This is a genomic window from Sporomusa sp. KB1 (genome assembly GCF_007830295.1).
GTDB lineage: Bacteria > Bacillota > Negativicutes > Sporomusales > Sporomusaceae > Sporomusa.
In genome coordinates this window covers 3,339,741-3,359,269 of sequence record NZ_VLKC01000002.1, presented here as the reverse complement: position 1 = coordinate 3,359,269, position 19,529 = coordinate 3,339,741, and the positions used below count along the sequence as shown (strand labels likewise).

The following is a 19,529-nucleotide window of genomic DNA, read 5'->3' as shown; positions in this document are numbered from 1 at the left end:
CTCTCCGTATCGGATCAACGGTACAAAAAAGTCAACAAAGCTGCCCCTAAACTTCTCTATTCGCCTATTTAGAATATACGCAGTCAGGGAGGCAGCGCACTTATTTGATACAGCAATAAGGCACTGACCATGAAGGTTTCTCAGCCATACCATTTCCGTCTATCCGACACGCTCGTTCCCATCCCGACAATGTAACTGTCTCCGCTCCAATAAATACTGGCCTCTTTCATTCTTTCAAATCTGGCTCTTTTACAAAAGATAGTTCGCATGCTCTAATATAACTATCACGTGCACGGATAATAAGTGTTGGAGGTTCTAAGCTATGGATAATAATGGATTACCCCTGAAAGTAGGCATATTTTTGTTTGATGGTGCTGAGACAACCGATTTTATTGGACCCTATGATGTATTTTCTGCTGTAGATTTCGGCTCATCCAAAAAGCAGACTACTCTATATCAGACACCGCATACCCTGTATGACATCTTCACTGTCAGCGAAACTAAAAAAGATCTGCACGTTATGGCGGGGGGATTAGTTGTTAAGGCAGAATATGATTTTAACGATTGCCCCGAGATCGATATCTTAGTTGTTCCTGGCGGCCTAATAACAGAGGAACTTTTAGCTAATCCCAATGTAATTGGCTGGCTGCAAGATCGGAGCAGAAACGCGGCTATTATCTTATCCGTGTGCAGCGGAGCTGTATTACTGGCAAAGGCAGGACTCCTTAGCGAGTTATCGGTGACAACACATCATCTGGCTTTTGATGATTTATTGACTATCGATCCTACAATAATGCTGAAGAAAGATGAGCGGTTTGTTGATAATGGCCGGATTATCACGGCAGCCGGAGTTACAGCCGGGTACGACGCAGCAATGCACATCGTCTATAAAACAGCCGGACGTGATGCTTTTTTTAAAGCAGGCGAAATACTGGAATACGGCGATGCCTGGAAAAGCATACAAAGACGGTTGTCTGGGCTATCTGTGCATCGCACAATTAACGATAAATGCATCAAATGCGGCAAGTGCGCGAAAATTTGCCCATTTGGTGCGGTTGTGGAAGACGAAACTCAGTTCAGGATTCAACTAGAACACTGTGTCGGCATAGGTCCGTGCGCCAAACTATGCCCAGTAGCGGCTATTGAATCATCATTCTAGATGGAAGTGATCAGCAAAATGATAGTTTATACTTGTTGAACCAAAACTTATATAAATAAGCCGTAACACCAGGGAGAACAGTATAGGCTGTTCTCCCTGGTGTTTTTAACGCCTTTCCCGTAACACTTATACTGCGTGGCCAAGCTTAAAACCTCAATCAACTCAGTTAAGCCAAGCCTGGCATAATAGCCGGACAGCCGAATCGATATCCTCGTTTTTAATGGCTCCGAAGCCCAAAAGAACACGGGCCGCTTTACCGGGCGAGGATTCCACCCAAATATTGTCACCATGAATATATACACCGGCCTGAACTGCCCTGTCTACCAAGTTCGCTGAAGACACCGGCTGATTTAAATGCAATAGAATATGAAGACCAGCATTTCCCCCGGACACTGTAACAACATCGCCGAAATGCTCCTGTAGCGCACGCAACAAAATATCCCTTTTTCTCTTAAACTGACGAAGCATTTTCCGCAAGTGACTTTCAAAAAGATTTTCCTGTAAGAAGAGTTCTAGAGGTTTTTGAATGAGTAACGGCACTGAACAAGCATAATTTTCATTTTTTTGCTGCAATCGTAGCGCCAAGCTTTTCGGCAATACCGCATAAGAAACCCTTAAGGAAGGAGAGAGTATTTTGGAAAAGCTGCCGATGTAGATTACTTTATCTGGTGCTAATCCTTGTAAAGCCGGTGCTGGTTTTACATCATAACGTAGGTGGCAGTTATAGTCATCTTCAATAATCAGAGCCTCCCGTTCATAAGCCCAATCAATAAGCTGCAGCCGCCTAGTTATCGACATAGTTTGACCCGTTGGAAATTGATGTGAGGGTGTCACATATACAGCCTGAGCAGTGGTGGTTCGTAATGCTTTAACATTGAGGCCATGGTGATTAACCGGAACGAGTGGGACCTGAAAACCATGATTGGTAAAAGCTAAATGGGCAGCGGCGAAACCCGGATCTTCCATGGCAATGGCGTCTACTGCATTTCTGAGGAGCTGACAAACAACCGTAAGGCAATGAATAGTTCCAGAAGTAATCAATATTTGATCGGCTGTACATCGGACATCCCGATACTCGTACAAATATTTTACCAGTTCCCGGCGCAGTCCAGGTTCACCTCTGAAGTCACTATAGTTTAAAAATTGTTCTTTGTCCTGTTTTAGACAGAAGTTAGTTAATCGCTGCCATTGCGCAAATGGAAAGGACTGTTGGCTCAGATTGCCGTATCGAAAATCGTATAACATACCGTCTGGCTGTAATTTGCCAGTGGGCGTATCCGAAACAGCTTCTGTAAACGCGGAGTATTTAGTATTATGAATTGTTTCTATGTAATATCCGCTGCGGCTTTTGCCAACAATATAACCTTCAGATAAAAGCTGCTGATAGGCGGTGTCCACGGTATTTCTACTGATATGAAGTTCAGTCGCGAGGTAGCGGCATGAAGGCAGTTTGGCCTGCGCGCTGAGTTCACCGCTTAGGATTTTGGCGCGGATTTGCTGGTAGAGCTGCTGGTAAAGCGGTTTTTTACTATTTGCAACTAATAAGTACATTTTGGTCCTCCTTTAGAAACTGCCGTCTAAAGTCACTGTGCAGCTGACGCACAAGCTTTCAGAGTTTAGCTCTCTCCGTACGATTAGGATTGTCAGAGCCATTCTTTTAATGGCTTAGGTATTCGCACGTACCACGGGGACGGTGGTTGTGTCCAGCATGCGACATAAAGACAGTACCACCGTCTATGTCTTTTTCTGAAGCGGAATAGTGCCACTGACACCGTCGTCTTTATAGGTATCCTGAAGTGGTATTTCATGAAGGTCGCAGTATTTGGTTCCGAACTCAATTTGGTTATCGATGGTACCGCGATCGACTTGATCGTCCGTTGAAACTCTGGCTAAGAGGACTGTTGACATGGGAACACCTCCTAAGAATAGAATAATGCAAACGTTTGTTCTGGTCAAGCAATAGATATTAAGATTATTGATTTTTTACTAGTGTGCGGTCGCATGGATAATCAATTTCTCATTGAAAAGAATTTAGGCAAAGCTAGACTATTCAAGCCTTTTCTTTTCGTCATGTTAGGGAGAAAAAAATGCTGTTTTTACAAAAAATGACATTAACACAGTAAAAAATGACTATTAGGTATATATCTTGTCGAAAAATTAAAGCGCATACCTAAATTGTGACATTAAATGACATTTATACTGTTATATACTTATTCGTAAACTATATAGTAAACTTATCGAAAGATGAGGGCACAAAGCCATGAACCCATAGCAAAAGCTATATAGAACTGAATTTGGAGTGGAGGATCAATATGAATTTTTTGAGTAATATGAAAGTACGTATGAAATTAGGCATTTTAATTCTTGTTGCATTTATATCGTTGGGGGCTGTAGGCTTTACCGGCTATTATTATTTGCAACAAGCCAGTAAGGATATGGTTACCATGTATGAAAATCGGTTAGTTCCTGTTCGGCTGGCGGTTGAAATTGCTGCATTTATAAGAACTGCAAATGGGAATTTATTAGAGTTAATGTTGACAACTGGCGAAGTGAAAAATCGCGAACTTAAAAAATCTATTGACGATAGAGTAGAAATGGTCGGAAAAAATATAGAAAGCTTAGAAAAAATGCATTTTGATCAGAAGTCGGATGAATTGCTGGCTAAAGTAAAAGATGCCCAGCAAAAATATCGTGCAGCTAGAGGACCAATTTTAGAACTGGTACTGCAAAATAAAAATGCGGAAGCTTATGCGTTATATGCAACGAGCTTGGAACCATTAGCTAACGCATATATTAGCAGTATGAGAGATTATACTATGTATATCCAAAAATTAGCTGAGCAAATGAATGTTGACACCCAGGCCGCTGAAGCTAGGGCCGCACAGATTATGGTCGGAATTATTATAATTGCGTTTGTTGTGCTGGGCTTAAGCGGTTGGCTCATTAACAGAATGATAGAAAACCCGTTACAACTTATGGTAACATTCTGCGGCGAATTGGCCACCGGAGATTTCCGTGACAAACCGCGTACGGTAAAGAGAAAAGATGAGATTGGCCAAGTAGCCGAGGCTTTGACCAGCATGCGCAGCAGTCTCCGTACAGTTTTGAAACATGTCAACGAATCGTCCGAGCAGGTGGCCGCTTCTTCGGAGGAATTAACCGCTAGTTCAGACCAGGCATCTCAGGCAGCTAACCAGGTGGCCACAGCTATTACTGATGTAGCATCAGGGGCAACAAATCAACTAAAAGCAGTGGATGAGACAACTAATACTGTTGAACAATTATCTGCCGGAATACAAGAGATTGCTGCTAACGCTAGTAATGTAGCCGCTACGGCACAACAGACATCTTCGGCTGCTCAGGAAGGCAGTAAGGCAGTACAGAAGGCAACGAACCAAATGGTACAGATCGAAAAATCAGTTGACGATTCAGCGCAATTGGTAAGCAAATTAGGTGGACGCTCTCAGGAAATAGGCACAATAGTTGATACAATTTCCGGCATTGCAGGGCAGACGAATCTTCTAGCACTTAACGCAGCTATTGAAGCAGCTCGGGCGGGCGAACAGGGACGCGGTTTTGCAGTAGTAGCTGAAGAAGTACGAAAGCTGGCTGAACAATCACAAGACGCGGCTAAACAAATAGCTGAGCTCATCGGTGAAATCAGGGAGGATACCGACAAGGCTGTATATGCTATGAATGAGGGTACACGTGAGGTTAAGACAGGCACAGAAGTGGTTAATGAGGCAGGCAGGACTTTTGATGAAATTGTGAGCCTGATTGGGCGCGTATCAGATCAGGTTAATGATATTTCGGCGGCAATTGAGCAGATGGCTGCCAGCAGTCAGCACATAGTGGCGTCGGTCAAAGATGTTGATAAAATTAGTAAAGAGGCATCAGCACATACGCAGACAGTTTCTGCCGCAACCGAAGAACAATTGGCTTCTATGGAAGAAATTGCATCGTCTAGCCAGGCGTTGGCTAAGATGGCGGAAGAGTTACAGAATGTTATTCAGAAATTCAAAGTTTAAAGTTAGAGCTACTGCCTACTTGGCAGTAGCTCTTTAGTAATAATCAAGTAGCCGGAGCATCACTGCCCCAAGCCCTCACAGAACCGGACGTGCCCAATTAAGGCATCCGGCTCTTCACTTTATCATTCACATAACGTAGCTCTTTCCTGCACCTAATTCAAAGATGTTTATAAAGGTATTCGCCCTGGGAAGCGGGTACTTTTTCATGAATAAATTGAATTTGCTCCAATCAAAGCTTTTCTTTTGACTTCTTCGGTTGAGCCATTTATAAAGGAGCCTTTTGGTTTCGTCAATAAAGTCGCTTAATGCATATCTATTGCCTGTAACACCATAATATCTACAGTATCCCTGCAATTTTAATTTCAACTTTTGCATAAACTCCCTTATTGGCGTGCACCTATTTACCTTTATCCAATCTTTAACTCTTAACAGGCTGGCTTTATATTTCTTCTTGCTTGTTTTGCGCCTAACCACTGTTTGACCGTTGTTGTTCTTGGTTGGATAATGAGTAAACCCTAGGAAATCAAAATTTCCCGGAACATCATCATTATCTCCATTCTTCCTTTTTCCCAAGTTGATAATTTTGGTTTTCTCGGTTGCTATTTCAAGATTGAATTCTTTTAAACGTGCTAATAGTTGCTGATAGAATTCTTTTGCCTCGTTTTCATATTGAAAACAAAAGACGGCATCATCTGCATATCTTACCATGTACGATGAGCCTTTGCATTGCCTCCGTATTCGCTTCTCAAACCATAAATCCATTACATAATGCAGATAAATATTAGCAAGTATCGGAGAGATTGGTCCGCCCTGCGGTACTCCTTCAGGCGTTTCTTTGCGGATACCGGCTTCTATTACTCCAGCTTTCATAAATCTGCTGATTAGTCTTTGAATATTTGGGTCGGCTATCCGATGTTTTATGAATTTCATCATCCATTCATGGTCTACATGGTCAAAGAACCCCTTTATATCGGCATCTACAACATAATTAATTGCCGGCTTGTTTACGATAACATTTAGCACTTTCAGCGCATCATGGCAGCTTCTCTGCGGTCTAAATCCGAATGAGCATTCGAGAAAATCCTGTTCATATATGGCATTCAAGATTTTGGCTAAGGCTAATTGTACCATCTTATCTTCATAGGCTGGTATTCCTAGCGGTCTTTTCTTATCTGTTCCAGGTTTTGGTATATACACCCTTTTTACAGATTGTGGTTTGTAGGCTTGCCTTTTCATCCTGGCTATCAAATCTTTTACGTTGTTATCTAAGTTATCTTCGTATTCTTCCTTGGTTACTTCGTCAATACCTACTGCCTTTTTCTTGTCCATTTGTTTATGACAGGCCTTTATCATTTCGGCGTTAATCAGGTGCGCGAGTGAGGTAAACTTCTCCTCCGGCTTCGCATTGGCTACTTCTGCTATCCTTGCCAGTTTTGTTTCCATATGTTTCCTACCTCCGCGTGTAGTGTATGTTTCCCTATTAAGGTCGATATTGTGTTACCGCCTTCCCTCTGCAGGCATTACCCTGCTTCATCAGTACTATACAGTAATCTGACTCCCTGCCGTATTCGGCTTCCTAACTTTCTTATCGCTTGTTAGCCTTACTTTCTCTGCGTAAAGAACGAGCAGGGTCTCCCAAGTTGATGCATCATAACTGTGTATAACATGCCGTGGTCTTTGACCCCGAAGAGGCCGATATATTCTCGCATAGCGAATATATCAATATTGCTTTCTGCTCGGAGTACCGCATCAGCCCTCTTAATTGGGATTTCGTGGCTCATTCCCTTCAGCTTCCGCTTACGGCCTGCTATCATGCTGTCTACGCTTAACCGCATGAGTTACCCCATACCGTCCAAGACTCGCTATGAATGGTTTGCTAAACCTTATTCAGCGGGGGTTCCACCCGCTATATGATGCACCCTTTGCTTGGCGCACACCCCGTCCCCTGACACTCTTCTAATGTTATTATGTCAATTGTTACTTTTTGGGTTTGTTGTTACTGATCGGAGCGGCAGAATTCGAACCTGATTCTGTCCATTTTGTGATTGATTCAACCTCCTCAATTAAGAGAGAAATACATGGGTTTGTGTTACCCTTCTTCCAGATTGCAATTAAGTTAGCATAGCTATCTGGATAATCTTCTTCACCTTCAAGGTGGATATAGTTAAGTCCATCTTTAGATTTATTCTCTAAAATGATACGCGGGTAAATTGCAACCCCAGTACCAGATTCAACATTCAGAAGCATAAGATCCACTCTATGAGTTATTTTAATCTTTGGCGCTATACCTAAGCGGTGAGAGCAAATTCGAATAAGGTGATCCCGACTGCGCCCACTAGATTCAAAATAAAATGTTTCCCGATCAAGATTAAAAAACTTTAACTGGGTTTCATTTATCGGATTATGTTCAGGTAAAGCCATGTAAAAGGTATCAGTATAAATTACCTTGCAGTTTAACTCCACGAATTTGTCCAAAGGTGAAGACATGGTAAAGCCAATATCCAAATTATTTTGATACAATAACTTGTCAAGAGAAAATAAATCATAAATGGCAAAATTAAGTGTAACTTTGGGATATTTTCTCCTAAAGTTCTTAAGTACTTTAGATAAAAATTGGTATTCTAAACCATCTAAAATTCCGATCCTTAGACTTCCAGTAATTGCAGATTCGGCTTGCCGAGCTATTTGAATTGATTCATCCACTTTATTTATTATTTCCTTAGCTTCTTTTAAAAAAGCTATTCCGGAAGCCGTAAGCTGAACCGAATGACTATTGCGCAGAAATAATTTTACACCAAGTATTTTTTCTAATTCCAATATTTGCTCACTCAAGGTAGACTGCGAAATATAAAGCTGTTTAGCTGCTTTAGTAAAATTTAAATTTGTTGCTACTGAGATAAAGTATTCGAGTTGACGCATGTTCATTGTTTTTGTTCTCCGATCCGCACAGAACTCTTAAAACAGACTAATTAGTTATTAAAAGAATGATTCCTTGGGACTAATTCTTACTTTTAATAGTCACCTTATTTTAATTATCAATAAAGTATTACCTCTTTAATATTTTTTCAATTTTCGCATTTTTAATGATTATAATTAAAACTAGCGAAAATTACAATGGAAATTACTTATTCAATTCTCGTGCACAAATTATTTTGTTAGTTTTGTAGCTTACTAGTATCGGTTTTTCCGATAGACAAATATCGGAATAAAAGATTTCCTTTACGTTTTATTATAAATTATTATTGATATATATCCTAAAACTTATTATTGAGGAGGCTATAAGAAAATGGAAACCACAGAACAAGTATTAGCTGAAAAGATGACACGTATCCAAACAGCAGTTTCTCTTGGAAAACCGGATAGAATTCCAGTTATCCCCTGCGCAACAGCCTTTTGTGCCAAACACATGGGAGTAAAACTATCGGAATTTTCCTTAAATGTAGAACTTGGAAACGAAATTATATTTAAATCATTTACATCGTTTGGCGATATTGACGGTGTTCAACAAACATTTTTTTATGTTCCAGTACTTAGCTCACTCTGGTATAACAAAGTAAAACTTCCCGGTTATCAACTGCCGGAAGGAACTCTTTGGCAGATGGATGAAGCAGAAATGATTACAATTGACGACTATGATACTATTATCGATAAAGGATGGAATGCTTGGTCGACGCATTTCTTCCGCGAACGCATGGATAATATTCTCGAAGAAAAAATTTTACCAGCTTTATCTTATGCGCCAACTGCCGCCAAAAAATTTCTTGAAAACGGCATCATACCGTTTTCACCGGCAATATTTACGATTCCGCTTGAAATGCTCTGCGGTGGCCGGACGATGGTCAGATTTATCAAGGATATGTTCAAAATACCGGATAAAGTACAGGCAGTGTTTGACGTCATGCAACAAGATAATTTAGCAAATGTTAAAGCAATCGCTTCGCTGCCAGCTGATCAAAAACCACCAGCTGCCTGGGTTGGCGGCTGGCGTGGTGCAAGCGAATTCTTATCTCCCAAAACGTGGCAACGTTTTGTATGGCCTTACTATAAACAGGTGGTCGAGGCAGTGGTTGACGGCGGCATGATTGCGGTATTGCATCTTGATTCTAATTGGGAACGCGATCTAGAATTTTTCCGTCAGTTGCCTAAAGGTAAGTGTATTTTTGCTCCTGATGGATCTACCAATATATTTAAGATAAAAGAAGTATTAGGCAATCATATGTGTATTTCTGGCGATGTTCCGGCGGCAATGTTATCCTTAGGGACTCCTGATGACGTCTACAAATATGCGACTAAACTGATTAATGAAATTGGTCCGTCCGGTTTTATTATGGCTTCAGGTTGCGATATTCCGGCTAATGCAAAACCAGAAAACGTTAAAGCCTTGATTAGCGCCTGCACAGGAAAATAGTTATATATACCATCTTATATATATGATGGTCAGACTGTAGACAAAAATACAATCACTTCCAGTTTTATGGTAAAATAGAATTGGGAGTGATTTTTTACAAGACGCGGGACGGTGGTTATGTCTTCCCATGGTCGGGCCAGGTTGAACTGTCCCTCCTTTCTTAAAACCCCTCCCATAATCTATCCTCGTCGTTTTGGAAATCGTCCACATAATATACACTCGTGCTCCCGCATTTGGGACAACATTCTAAATATCCACCATCGCCTATCGGTTTTAGTATTGCTCCGTCTGTATTAAACACTTCTCCACATTTTGTGCATTTTACAACTGCCATTTTTCTCTCTCCTTTCAGCTATATAATTTGTGGCGGGGACGAGTTTGTCGAAAACAATCTCTCACCAGCTTTGGAGCGGCGGTGGGGACGTCCACTCAACTGTCTATCACCCCCGTCTCACCCTATACCCTGTTTTGCGATTTAACCCTGTCATATCTTCACAACCATATTCTTTCATGACCTGAACCATAATCCTGGCACAGGCTCTGGCGTCGGATAGGGCGTTATGATGTTGAAGCTCCAGTGATAGATGACGTGCAACTGTAGAGAGGCGGTAGTTTTCCAGGCTTCTCCATGCCAGTCTGGCTATCTGACAGGTACAGGCGTAGGAAAATTCCGGCACAATCAGTTTATATTTCTGCGCTACCTTCTTCAGGACATTAATATCAAAGGCGGCATTATGCGCGATAACCAAGTTCCCCGATAACCACGGCCACATTTGCCTGCTGATCGTATCGAAGTTTGGCATATTAGCTACATCTTTGGCGGTAATCCCATGAATATTGACATTAATCGAGTTAAAATGGTCTTCCGGGTTAACCAGGGAATAATATTCATCGACAATTTCTTCGTTTTTTACCATTATCATACCTACTGCGCACACGCTATCCCATTTTTGATTAGCTGTTTCAAAGTCAATAGACACAAATTCCATTTATTTTAGACCCCTTTGCATACTATATACAACGTGCTAAAGCCGTCAGTGAATCTTCCTTGGTACGTCCATAATAAATCACTGAGTATATCACCTCTACCGAGTCTTCCTAATCAAATAAATTAATTTATGGATAATAAAACATTTATTATTACCGTTTACCATAAAATCCAAAAATCCTGCAAAAATCTGCAGGATTTTAGCATTGTTGCTTTTGGTAATTATTTATAATTTAACCTTAAAACTTGCTTGGAAAATTCCAGTTGAATAAAGCACAAAAAAGCTGTGGAAACTTATCTCTAAGCTTTCCACAGCCCCCTTACAACTCCCCCTATGAAGGATTTGCTCTTCTCACCCGCACTTACTAAACCCGCAACTCCTACAAATTACACAGCCGCTTTCATATTCAAGCGCCTTACCGCATTCAGGACAGGCATTGCTGGATACGCTGCAGCTATTATCAACTTCAACTTTCTCGCCATTTTGGTATTTCATTACTTTTTCGATAACCTTGCCAATAGCATCAGGACAGGATAATACCTTCAAGTCATTTTGCCTGATTGTGGAATGGCACCGTATTCCCTTTAGCTGATCGATTATCGAATTTACATCCATGCCGGAGCGTAATGCGATTGAGACCAGTCTGGCCGTAGCCTCAGATTGCGACGGGCAGCCGCCTGCCCGGCCGGTGTTGGTGAAAACCTCGCAGATGCCGTGCTGATCATAATTTACTGTAATAAATATCGAGCCACAGCCTATTTTGACTTTTTCCGTAAAGCCGGTAGTGATATCCGGTCTGGATCTTGGTGCGAAAAAGCCTTGTTTTGTGTCAACAAGGGTGTTTTCCTGTTCGGTTGTTTCTTTGACATTAACTTTACCGATATTAAGCACCTGCGAATCCCGGCTGCCGTCCCGGTAGATTGTTACCCCTTTGCAGCCAGTCTGATAGGCTAAGTTAAATACGTCAGCAACGTCTTGACGGGTTGCTTTACTACTGAGATTTACTGTCTTCGAGACAGCATTATCCGTATATTTTTGAAATGCCGCCTGCATTTTTACATGCCATTCCGGAGAAATATCATGGGCGGTAACAAAAACATCCTGCAGATATTCCGGTATTTCGGTCAACCCTTTTATTGTTCCTTTTTTGGCAATTATCCGCATTAATTCATCAGTATAGAATTGACCATTTATGGCAGCTTGCTTGAAAAATGGATTTGTTTCGATTAATTCGTCATTATCCATAACATTTCTTATGTAAGACAAAGCAAACAAGGGTTCAATGCCGCTGGAAACACCGGCAAGGATACTTAGCGTGCCTGTTGGCGCTATTGTGGTTGTGGTTGCATTGCGTACTCTGATCCCCTGCTGCTGATAACTGCTGTTCTCAAACTGCGGAAACACGCCTTTTTGTTCGGCTAATTCTATTGACGTTTTTCTTGCTTGCTCCTGAATGAAGCCCATCACTTGCTTGGCAAGTTCCAGAGCCTGCTGCGAATTATAGGGGATATTCAATTGACAAAGCAGGTCTGCCCACCCCATAACACCTAGGCCAATCTTTCTGGTGCTTTTGGTCATCTGATCAATCTCGGGTAGGGGATATTTATTGACATCAATGACATTGTCCAAAAAATGAATCGCTTTTTTAACAACAGTGCCAATGCGTTCAAAGTCGACCTCAGGCTGGTTCTCTGCACTCTTTATCATCAAGCTCAAATTTATCGAGCCAAGATTGCAGGCTTCATAAGGAAGCAGCGGCTGTTCACCGCAAGGGTTGGTGCTTTCAAATTCTCCCAGAGCAGGTGTTACATTTGCCTGATTAAGCCTGTCCAAAAAAATGATTCCAGGTTCGCCGTTACTCCAGGCCATGTCCACAATTACATCAAATACTTCTCTTGCGTTTAATTTTCCGGCGGCCGTCTTATAATGAGGATCTATTATCTCATATTCCTGATTCTCTTCTACCGCTTTCATAAATTCTTCCGTGATTCCAACACTAATATTAAAATTTGTAATATCGGCGTTGTCTTTTTTACAAGTGATAAAATCCATGATATCAGGATGATCGACTCTAAGAATCCCCATATTGGCTCCTCTTCTCGTACCACCCTGCTTGACCGCTTCTGTTGCGGCATTAAAAACTTTCATAAAGCTAATCGGACCACTGGCAACTCCACCTGTGGAATTCACTGCCGCACCTTTAGGCCGTAATCTTGAAAAACTAAAACCTGTTCCGCCACCGCTTTTATGAATCATGGCCGCATTTTTTATTGTTTCAAATATATCTTCCATGGTGTCTTCTATCGGCAGTACAAAACAGGCGCTTAATTGTCCCAACGGCCTGCCGGCATTCATAAGTGTAGGGGAATTTGGCAGAAACTCCAGACCAGACATCATTTCATAGAATTCATTCTCAAGAGCCTGCAACTCGACTGCTGAAACATACGAAGCATCTGCACTGGCAACAGCTTTAGCAACTCGGTGGAACATCCCGTTAACGTCTTCTAAAAGCTGACCATTTTCATCTTTAGACAAATACCGTTTTTCAAGAACCTTAATAGCATTAGCTGATAAACTCATAATAACCCCCTGGTGTAACACCATATTTAGTGTTAATATCCATATTTCAACACTATATATTGTATCTATTATCATTAAACACGTCAAGATTTTTTTGAGCTCTGCAAGGTGTCCAAAAACCCATAAAGAGGTCACGGCTTGCACAGAGCCTTTAGCAAAAAGTGCAAGCCGCTATTGTCCTCTTATCGTACCTTTTACTTAACTCTAACTACCACAGTCCCAGCCAGCTTATCTCCCAATCGCTGATTGCGCTCTGATGACCATACAAATATTGCAGCCACTAAATAAGCAAACAAGCCATCAATAATCCGACAAGCAGTGCGCATGGCAGCAGCCGAAATGTCACAGGCTGTGCCATCCGTTTTTTCGACGCGAAGACCACACAGCATTTTACCAGGCGTGGCCCCTGACTTACTTTCAAAATAAGTGTAGTAGCAAAAACCAGCAACTAGTGACCAAAGATAATATGAGCCACTGACGTGACCATTGCTAAAATCACTGCCAAGCACTGCCGCTAATACCCCGCCGATTACAACTAAAATAATCCCATCCATAATTGTTGACAAAGCGCGAATGCCTACACCCGCCCCTTTGGCTGGGATAGTAGTGTTATCTGGCATATCCACATTTTTCACCTCCTATTTGCCCTGATGTAGTAATATATGCGCCACAGTTCAAGTAAGTGAAAAAAGAAACCCCCGCTTATGGCAGCGAGGTTACAGCTCGATTATAGTTCCTTCTATTGCAGCGTTTTCCTTTATCTCCAAAATGGCAAAACTCGGCTCTGACCCGCCCCGGGGTAATCTGGGGCTGCCGGGATTAAGCAGCAAAATACCTTCATGCCACTTGTTATATGGAATATGGGTATGACCAAAAACGACTACACTGGCAGCGTACTCCTTTCCCCAAAAGGCCAGTTGCGCCATTCCATACTTTACTTCATAGCGATGACCATGAGTTATCCAGATAGTTTTACCGGCAACCTCGACATATTCATCGGCTATTGCAGCATTTGTCCGGTCACAGTTACCGGCAACAACGGTTACTGGCAGGCTGGTTAGTTCTGCTAACCGCAAGCCGTCCTGATAGTAGTCGCCGGCATGAAGCCACTGCTCAACCGGACCAGCGGCGGCAATCACTTTTTTCAGTATACCTATGTCGCCATGAGTATCACTGACAACACCGATTCTCATTTTTCCTGGTCCGCCAGTTGCGCTACTAATTTTTTCAACGCCCGCCCACGGTGACTGATTTGATTTTTTTCTTCTGGCGACATTTCGGCAAAGGTGCGGTCCATTTCAGGGACAAGGAGCAGGGGATCATAGCCAAAACCACTAGTTCCGCGCGCTTCAGTCAGGATAATGCCTTCCACTGCACCATCAGCCGTATACCACAGCTTTTCGGCATCCGCAAGTACTAATACACAACGGAATCGGGCTGTACGCTTCTCCGGCGGTACACCAATCAAATGTTTAAGCAGCTTTTCGTTATTGTCCTGATCACTGGCGTATTCGCCAGCATATCTGGCAGAATAGACCCCTGGCTCGCCTTTTAGATAGTCCACTTCCAAGCCGGAATCATCAGCCAGACACAGCTTGCCTGTTAAACGCGCATAAAACTGTGCTTTGGAACAAGCGTTTTCTGCAAAGGTTGCCCCCTGTTCGGGCGCTTCCGGAAACTTTCCTAAATCGGCTAAAGATAACACCTTATAAGGCAAGCCAGTTAGTGCTGCCTTAAACTCAGCAACTTTACCAGCATTTTGGGTGGCCACAATAATTTCGGTTATCGCTTTCTCCAACGTTATTTATCCCTCCCGGCCTACTTTCCACGACAACGGCCCCAGTGTTTCTTTTTGAATATCAAGTAAAACCTCAATACCCTGACTGGCAACTGCCAGCATCTCGTTTAGCTGTTCTTGGGAAAAAGTCCCTTTTTCTCCGGTTCCCTGCACTTCAACAAATTGCCCACTCCCGGTCATAACCAAGTTCAGGTCAACAATGGCTGTGGAATCTTCGCTATAGCAAAGGTCGAGATACACTCCTGCAGGCAAGATGCCCACACTTATAGCAGCCAAAAAGTCTTTAACCGGAAACGGCTTTGGACTTTCGCCCCAGATACTGTTAATGGCGTCAACAAGTGCTACAAACGCCCCGGTTATAGCGGCAGTCCGGGTACCGCCATCGGCTTGCACAACATCGCAATCCAGCCATATCGTCTTTTCCCCCAAAGCCTTAAGATCAATAACACTCCGTAAGGCGCGGCCAATTAAGCGCTGAATTTCATGGGTACGGCCTGTCTGCTTCCCTCTGGCTGCTTCTCTGACATTGCGGCTTTGCGTAGAACGGGGCAGTAAGGAATACTCAGCACTTACCCAGCCCTCGCCGGAACCTTTCAGAAATGGGGGCACTTTTTCTTCAATAGTAGCTGCACAAATAACCTTGGTATCACCGAATTCAACAAGTACAGAACCCTCGGCATATTTTAAATAATTACGAGTTATTTTTACTTTTCGCAATTCATTGGTTGCACGTCCGTCTGCTCTGGTCATAATGACCTCCTTAATTATAGCTATTCTTAGATTTGTTCTAGTGTATCCAGCTCTTTGTCCTGGAGGATGCAGTAGTCATAGTGACCTTCTTGTTTCGCTTTATGTACAGCATCCCTGGCCTGACTCCGGCAGGTGCTGCAACTATTTCTGGGAATCATGGCGGCAAATGCTGTTTTGACTCCAAACGGATTGCCCTCAGCCTCTGTCGCAACTGTTTGATAACCATGGCAGCGAGGACAGATTCTTACCGTCTCCTGCTGACGCTCTTGAATACCGCTATCATCATAATAAATGCTGCGCCGCCGCTGCCAAAAGTCTCCGGCCTGGGCTATTGCCTCACGCCTAAGCTCATCCCGCTGACGCCAGATGTCCTGCCAATTGGCAACTAATTGAGCAATATACCGGGTGTTAGCCGCCGATTGCCGCGGACAGCGGGCAATGTCAGGCTCCACCACCCGGCTATAATCCAGACCGGCCATAGCCAGAATAATGCCGGTATTGACGTAAGGCAGCGCATCTTCAATTGAGTAGCCACCTTCGAGCACGGCGATATCAGCGTTTAGCTTCTCAGCTAACCGGGCATACCCCTGGGCCGTAATGGCCATATTAGCAAGCGGATCACTATAATGATTATCCTGCCCGGCTGAGTTAATAATAATGTCTGGCTGAAAATCTTCCAGTACAGGCAGGACAAGATTATCCAGCACATAGTGAAGGCCATCATCGGTGGTGCCAGGCGGCAACGGGATATTAACGGTTGAGCAGAGTGCACTTGGACTACCAAGCTCTGTCATGGCTCCCGTTCCGGGGTAGAGTGTCCGGCCGTCTTGATGAAAGGAGATAAACAAGGTGTCTGGATCATGATAAAAAATATCCTGCGTCCCATCCCCGTGGTGAACATCAGTATCAACAATGGCGATACGGTTAAGTCCGTAATGCCGGCGCAAGTACTCTATCATGATAGCTTCAATATTGATGGTGCAAAAGCCCCGCGTACCCTGCACTACCCGCATGGCGTGATGTCCGGGAGGACGTACCAGGGCAAACGCATTTGTTACTTCCCGGCGCATCACGGCTTCGGCTGCGGTTATGGCACCGCCTGCCGATACGAGATGGGCGTCGGTAATGAGGGAAGCGATATCCGGCACACCAATATGGACACGCTGCGCGTCCTGGATTTTTGCCAGCTTAGGACGGTACTCCCTGATAGTAGGTAAATCCAACAATCCTTCTTCGACAATCTGATCCCGCGTATAAAGCAGGCGTTCTTCCCGTTCCGGATGTGACGGGGTAATCGCCCAGTCAAAAGCCGGAAAGAAAACTAATCCCAATGATTTATTGTTCATTTCCTGCCTCCCCCGCCTGTACCGGCATGAGCACACCTGGTTTTAACTGCAGCTTGCAAGTCATGATTTTGCCGATAGTATTAAAGCCGCGAATGACATTAAATTCTTCTTCATATACTCGTTCACTTACCTGGGCAGCGTCAGCTATACCGCCTGCGGCCGCGCGCTGCGCGAGATGGGCTTCGGCCGCCGTCCAGGCAGCTGCCAGACTAAACTTGCGTTTGTCCACCGGCTGCTTGATGCCTAGCTCCGGCACCGTATAATAGCCCTCGGCACTGTCTGCTCTGAGCGTAATCTCTGTCGTCGGCCGGGCAGAGGCCGCACCGATAGCATTTGCCACCATATAACCGGGTGGTACTTGCCAGGGGATACTAAGCTGCTCTGCAACAAGGGGTGCCAGCCCCCTTGCCGCGCCGCCGACACCAATGAGCAGTTCCGGGGTAAAGGTCTCACCATGAACAATATCTTCCACTTTATACACAGGTCTTGCGGCCTGTTCACTCAGCATAGCCCCTATCGCCTGACACACCGTATTGACTGCCACCCGTAAGGTCTCCCAGGCAGCATCTGCCGGAGTTTGGTTACTAGCAGCCACACTAGCCATGGCCTTTTTGGCCAGCGCCTCGTCGCCGTAATCAATCAGCCCGGCAACCCGCAGGGCATCGGTTACAGCAGGTTCTGCGCCACCGCTGGCCATAGCAGGGCCGCGGCGCATAGGACCGACCAGCAAGCCAGTATCTTCACGCCGGACATAACTATCGCCGCCAATCCCCACTGAGCATAGCCAGAACGAACGTACTGCCGTAGGATAATTGTTGACACTGGCGCCGCCCGGAGCCAATAAGGGCACGCCATTTTGCCACAAAGCAATATCGGTACTTGTACCGCCAATATCTAATGAAATGGCCGATTCCTCCGGATTAGCCAGCGCCATAATGCCTAACACGCTGGCTGCCGGTCCGGTAAAGATGGTTTCTACCGGCCTATTTTGAGCTGCCGGCAGCGGCAAGGTGCCGCCATCGGCTTTTAAAATATAAACAGGAGCAGCAATCCCGCGTTCCACAATGGCTGTTTCGATGGCTGCCGCAAAGTTAGTAAAAATGCGCCATACCGCCGAGTTATAATAGGCCGAATTGATCCGCCGGAGGTAGTTTAGTGAACCAGATAACTCAGCTCCTGAGGTTATCTGGGCAGGTTTTAAGTATTCCTGAACCCAACTGGCTACCTGCTGCTCCTGCGCCGGATTGCGTACTGCAAACTTGCCCACAACGGCTGCGGCTTGCATACCGCCAAGCTCGTGGCAGACGGTAATTACTTCTTGCTTGACAAGTGCCGCTTGTTCCCGGCCCCGGTGGTCGGTATAGCCTGACAAGAAATGTGGCTGGCCTGGTGTCAGCCCCTCCAGATTAAGCCCCGGACCTGGCAGCAGCAACAAAGCTACTTGGTCGATTTTTCCTTCTATCAGAGCATTAGTTACAATGGTTGTTGACAAAGCCACCCGCCGAATGGCAACTCGATCAATATTGGTAAGCACCTTGTCAATAACCGTTATAATCCCCGCTAACAATTCGCCATGTGTCGTCGGCGTCTTGGCAGAGGCCAAAACCTGACCATCCTGAATCACTACAGCATCAGTAAATGTCCCGCCCACATCAATTCCCAACAACATAATTCTTCGCCTCCAAACCATTTGGAATCAGCTATTTGCCAGTGTATACAGCGCAACCGATGGCGCCGTTCAGTTGAGGATGCTCAGGCACAATAACCTCGATGTCCATTTCCCGGGTAATAAATTCCCTGATAGCTTTGCCAAGGGCAACACCGCCTGTAAAAACAAGTTTATCGCTCCTCAGGGCCACAAGCATAGGTTTTATCCGTTTATAGATGGTATAGTTAACCCCGGCTGCCAACGCAGCGGTGCTATAGCCTTCAACAATCCGCCCAATCAGTTCTGATTCGCCAAAGATGGCGCAGGTGGCGCTAAGTTCCACCGGATCAGCGCTATAGCCTGCCAACTCCTCCAAGCTGATATCAAGCACCCCCGCCATATTCTCCAAATAACGTCCAGTACTTGCAGCGCATTTGTCATTGGTCTGAAAGTCTGCCATTCGCCCTTTGCGGACCTTGATTACCTTACTATCCTGACCGCCTAAATCCAGCAAGGTAAAATCAGTTAACCCAGTCTGCGCTATCGCGCCCAGCATATGGGCCTTTAGCTCAGGAATTATGGTTGCACCGACAATATCGATCGTATTGCGTCCATAACCGGTGGCTGTAAGGTGAGTAACATCAGCATATCCGATAGCAGCAAAATCGACTACCAGCCCCGAATCAGTCCGCTGGCCATAATCGCGGTAAAATTTGGCTGTTTCGTAGATGCTTGCTGTCTTAAGCTGTTTTGCGTCCTTCATCATGACTATCTTAACACTACGACTGCCCAAATCTATGCCACAGCGCATAGACACCCTCCT

General features: G+C 44.3%; 17 protein-coding genes. 3 read left to right on the top strand and 14 right to left on the bottom strand.

Translation table 11 applies throughout. From position 1 onward, the window contains the following. The first annotated feature begins 322 nt into the window (after window positions 1-322). On the top strand, window positions 323-1,159 hold the full coding sequence (locus tag SALPA_RS19250; RefSeq protein WP_145097669.1) for a DJ-1/PfpI family protein: 837 nt from the start codon (window positions 323-325) through the stop codon (window positions 1,157-1,159). Window positions 1,160-1,321: 162 nt separating this feature from the next. On the opposite strand, the gene SALPA_RS19245 is transcribed toward SALPA_RS19250, so the two are convergent. Together SALPA_RS19245 and SALPA_RS19240 are read right to left on the bottom strand one after the other, a co-directional pair. After that, a complete protein-coding gene (locus SALPA_RS19245; protein WP_145097667.1) occupies window positions 1,322-2,710 on the bottom strand; it encodes a PLP-dependent aminotransferase family protein in 1,389 nt (462 codons plus the stop codon). A gap of 183 nt (window positions 2,711-2,893) precedes the next feature. Then, on the bottom strand, window positions 2,894-3,067 hold the full coding sequence (locus tag SALPA_RS19240; protein ID WP_145097664.1) for a recombinase family protein: 174 nt from the start codon (window positions 3,065-3,067) through the stop codon (window positions 2,894-2,896). A gap of 404 nt (window positions 3,068-3,471) precedes the next feature. Here SALPA_RS19240 and SALPA_RS19235 point away from each other — a divergent pair, with 404 nt between their 5' ends. Further along, a complete protein-coding gene (locus tag SALPA_RS19235) occupies window positions 3,472-5,187 on the top strand; it encodes a methyl-accepting chemotaxis protein (protein WP_145097661.1) in 1,716 nt (571 codons plus the stop codon). A gap of 126 nt (window positions 5,188-5,313) precedes the next feature. Here the strand turns inward: SALPA_RS19235 and ltrA are convergent, their stop codons facing one another. Next, window positions 5,314-6,630: a group II intron reverse transcriptase/maturase gene (ltrA, locus tag SALPA_RS19230; protein WP_145097658.1), complete on the bottom strand. Its 1,317-nt coding sequence runs from the start codon at window positions 6,628-6,630 to the stop codon at window positions 5,314-5,316. 534 nt (window positions 6,631-7,164) lie between these two features. Continuing rightward, the gene (locus tag SALPA_RS19225) at window positions 7,165-8,112 is read right to left on the bottom strand and encodes a LysR family transcriptional regulator (RefSeq protein WP_145097655.1); all 948 of its coding nucleotides are present in this window, start codon (window positions 8,110-8,112) and stop codon (window positions 7,165-7,167) included. 361 nt (window positions 8,113-8,473) lie between these two features. On the opposite strand from SALPA_RS19225, the gene SALPA_RS19220 reads away from it, so the two are divergent. Further along, entirely contained in the window at window positions 8,474-9,595 is a 1,122-nt protein-coding gene (locus SALPA_RS19220; protein ID WP_145097652.1) for a uroporphyrinogen decarboxylase family protein, read from the top strand. Between the two features lie 160 nt (window positions 9,596-9,755). Here the strand turns inward: SALPA_RS19220 and SALPA_RS29150 are convergent, their stop codons facing one another. The 10 genes from SALPA_RS29150 to SALPA_RS19175 all read right to left on the bottom strand — a co-directional run bounded on the left by SALPA_RS29150 (window position 9,756) and on the right by SALPA_RS19175 (window position 19,517). After that, window positions 9,756-9,929 carry a hypothetical protein gene (locus SALPA_RS29150; protein WP_186451143.1) on the bottom strand — a complete coding sequence of 58 codons (174 nt, stop codon included), beginning with the start codon at window positions 9,927-9,929 and terminating at the stop codon, window positions 9,756-9,758. 106 nt (window positions 9,930-10,035) lie between these two features. Next, window positions 10,036-10,584 carry a 3'-5' exonuclease gene (locus tag SALPA_RS19215; protein WP_145097649.1) on the bottom strand — a complete coding sequence of 183 codons (549 nt, stop codon included), beginning with the start codon at window positions 10,582-10,584 and terminating at the stop codon, window positions 10,036-10,038. Window positions 10,585-10,935: 351 nt separating this feature from the next. Beyond that, window positions 10,936-13,164 (bottom strand): vitamin B12-dependent ribonucleotide reductase, encoded by a 2,229-nt coding sequence (locus tag SALPA_RS19210; protein WP_145097646.1) that lies wholly within the window; start codon window positions 13,162-13,164, stop codon window positions 10,936-10,938. A gap of 194 nt (window positions 13,165-13,358) precedes the next feature. Further along, window positions 13,359-13,784 carry an RDD family protein gene (locus SALPA_RS19205; RefSeq protein ID WP_255451436.1) on the bottom strand — a complete coding sequence of 142 codons (426 nt, stop codon included), beginning with the start codon at window positions 13,782-13,784 and terminating at the stop codon, window positions 13,359-13,361. A gap of 96 nt (window positions 13,785-13,880) precedes the next feature. Then, complete coding sequence (locus tag SALPA_RS19200; RefSeq protein WP_145097641.1) at window positions 13,881-14,357, bottom strand: metallophosphoesterase; 477 nt, start codon at window positions 14,355-14,357, stop codon at window positions 13,881-13,883. Beyond that, complete coding sequence (locus tag SALPA_RS19195; protein ID WP_370516714.1) at window positions 14,354-14,962, bottom strand: XTP/dITP diphosphatase; 609 nt, start codon at window positions 14,960-14,962, stop codon at window positions 14,354-14,356. Before SALPA_RS19195 ends, SALPA_RS19200 begins: the two co-directional genes overlap by 4 nt. Window positions 14,963-14,968: 6 nt before the next feature. Further along, window positions 14,969-15,712, bottom strand: a complete 744-nt coding sequence (rph, locus tag SALPA_RS19190) for a ribonuclease PH (protein WP_145097638.1) — start codon at window positions 15,710-15,712, stop codon at window positions 14,969-14,971. Between the two features lie 26 nt (window positions 15,713-15,738). Continuing rightward, entirely contained in the window at window positions 15,739-17,058 is a 1,320-nt protein-coding gene (locus SALPA_RS19185) for a histone deacetylase (protein WP_145097635.1), read from the bottom strand. Continuing rightward, a complete protein-coding gene (locus tag SALPA_RS19180; RefSeq protein ID WP_145097632.1) occupies window positions 17,048-18,727 on the bottom strand; it encodes a hydantoinase/oxoprolinase family protein in 1,680 nt (559 codons plus the stop codon). The genes SALPA_RS19185 and SALPA_RS19180 overlap by 11 nt, the downstream gene beginning before the upstream one ends. A 31-nt stretch (window positions 18,728-18,758) precedes the next feature. Next, on the bottom strand, window positions 18,759-19,517 hold the full coding sequence (locus SALPA_RS19175) for an acyl-CoA dehydratase activase (RefSeq protein ID WP_145097629.1): 759 nt from the start codon (window positions 19,515-19,517) through the stop codon (window positions 18,759-18,761). Window positions 19,518-19,529 lie beyond the last annotated feature (12 nt).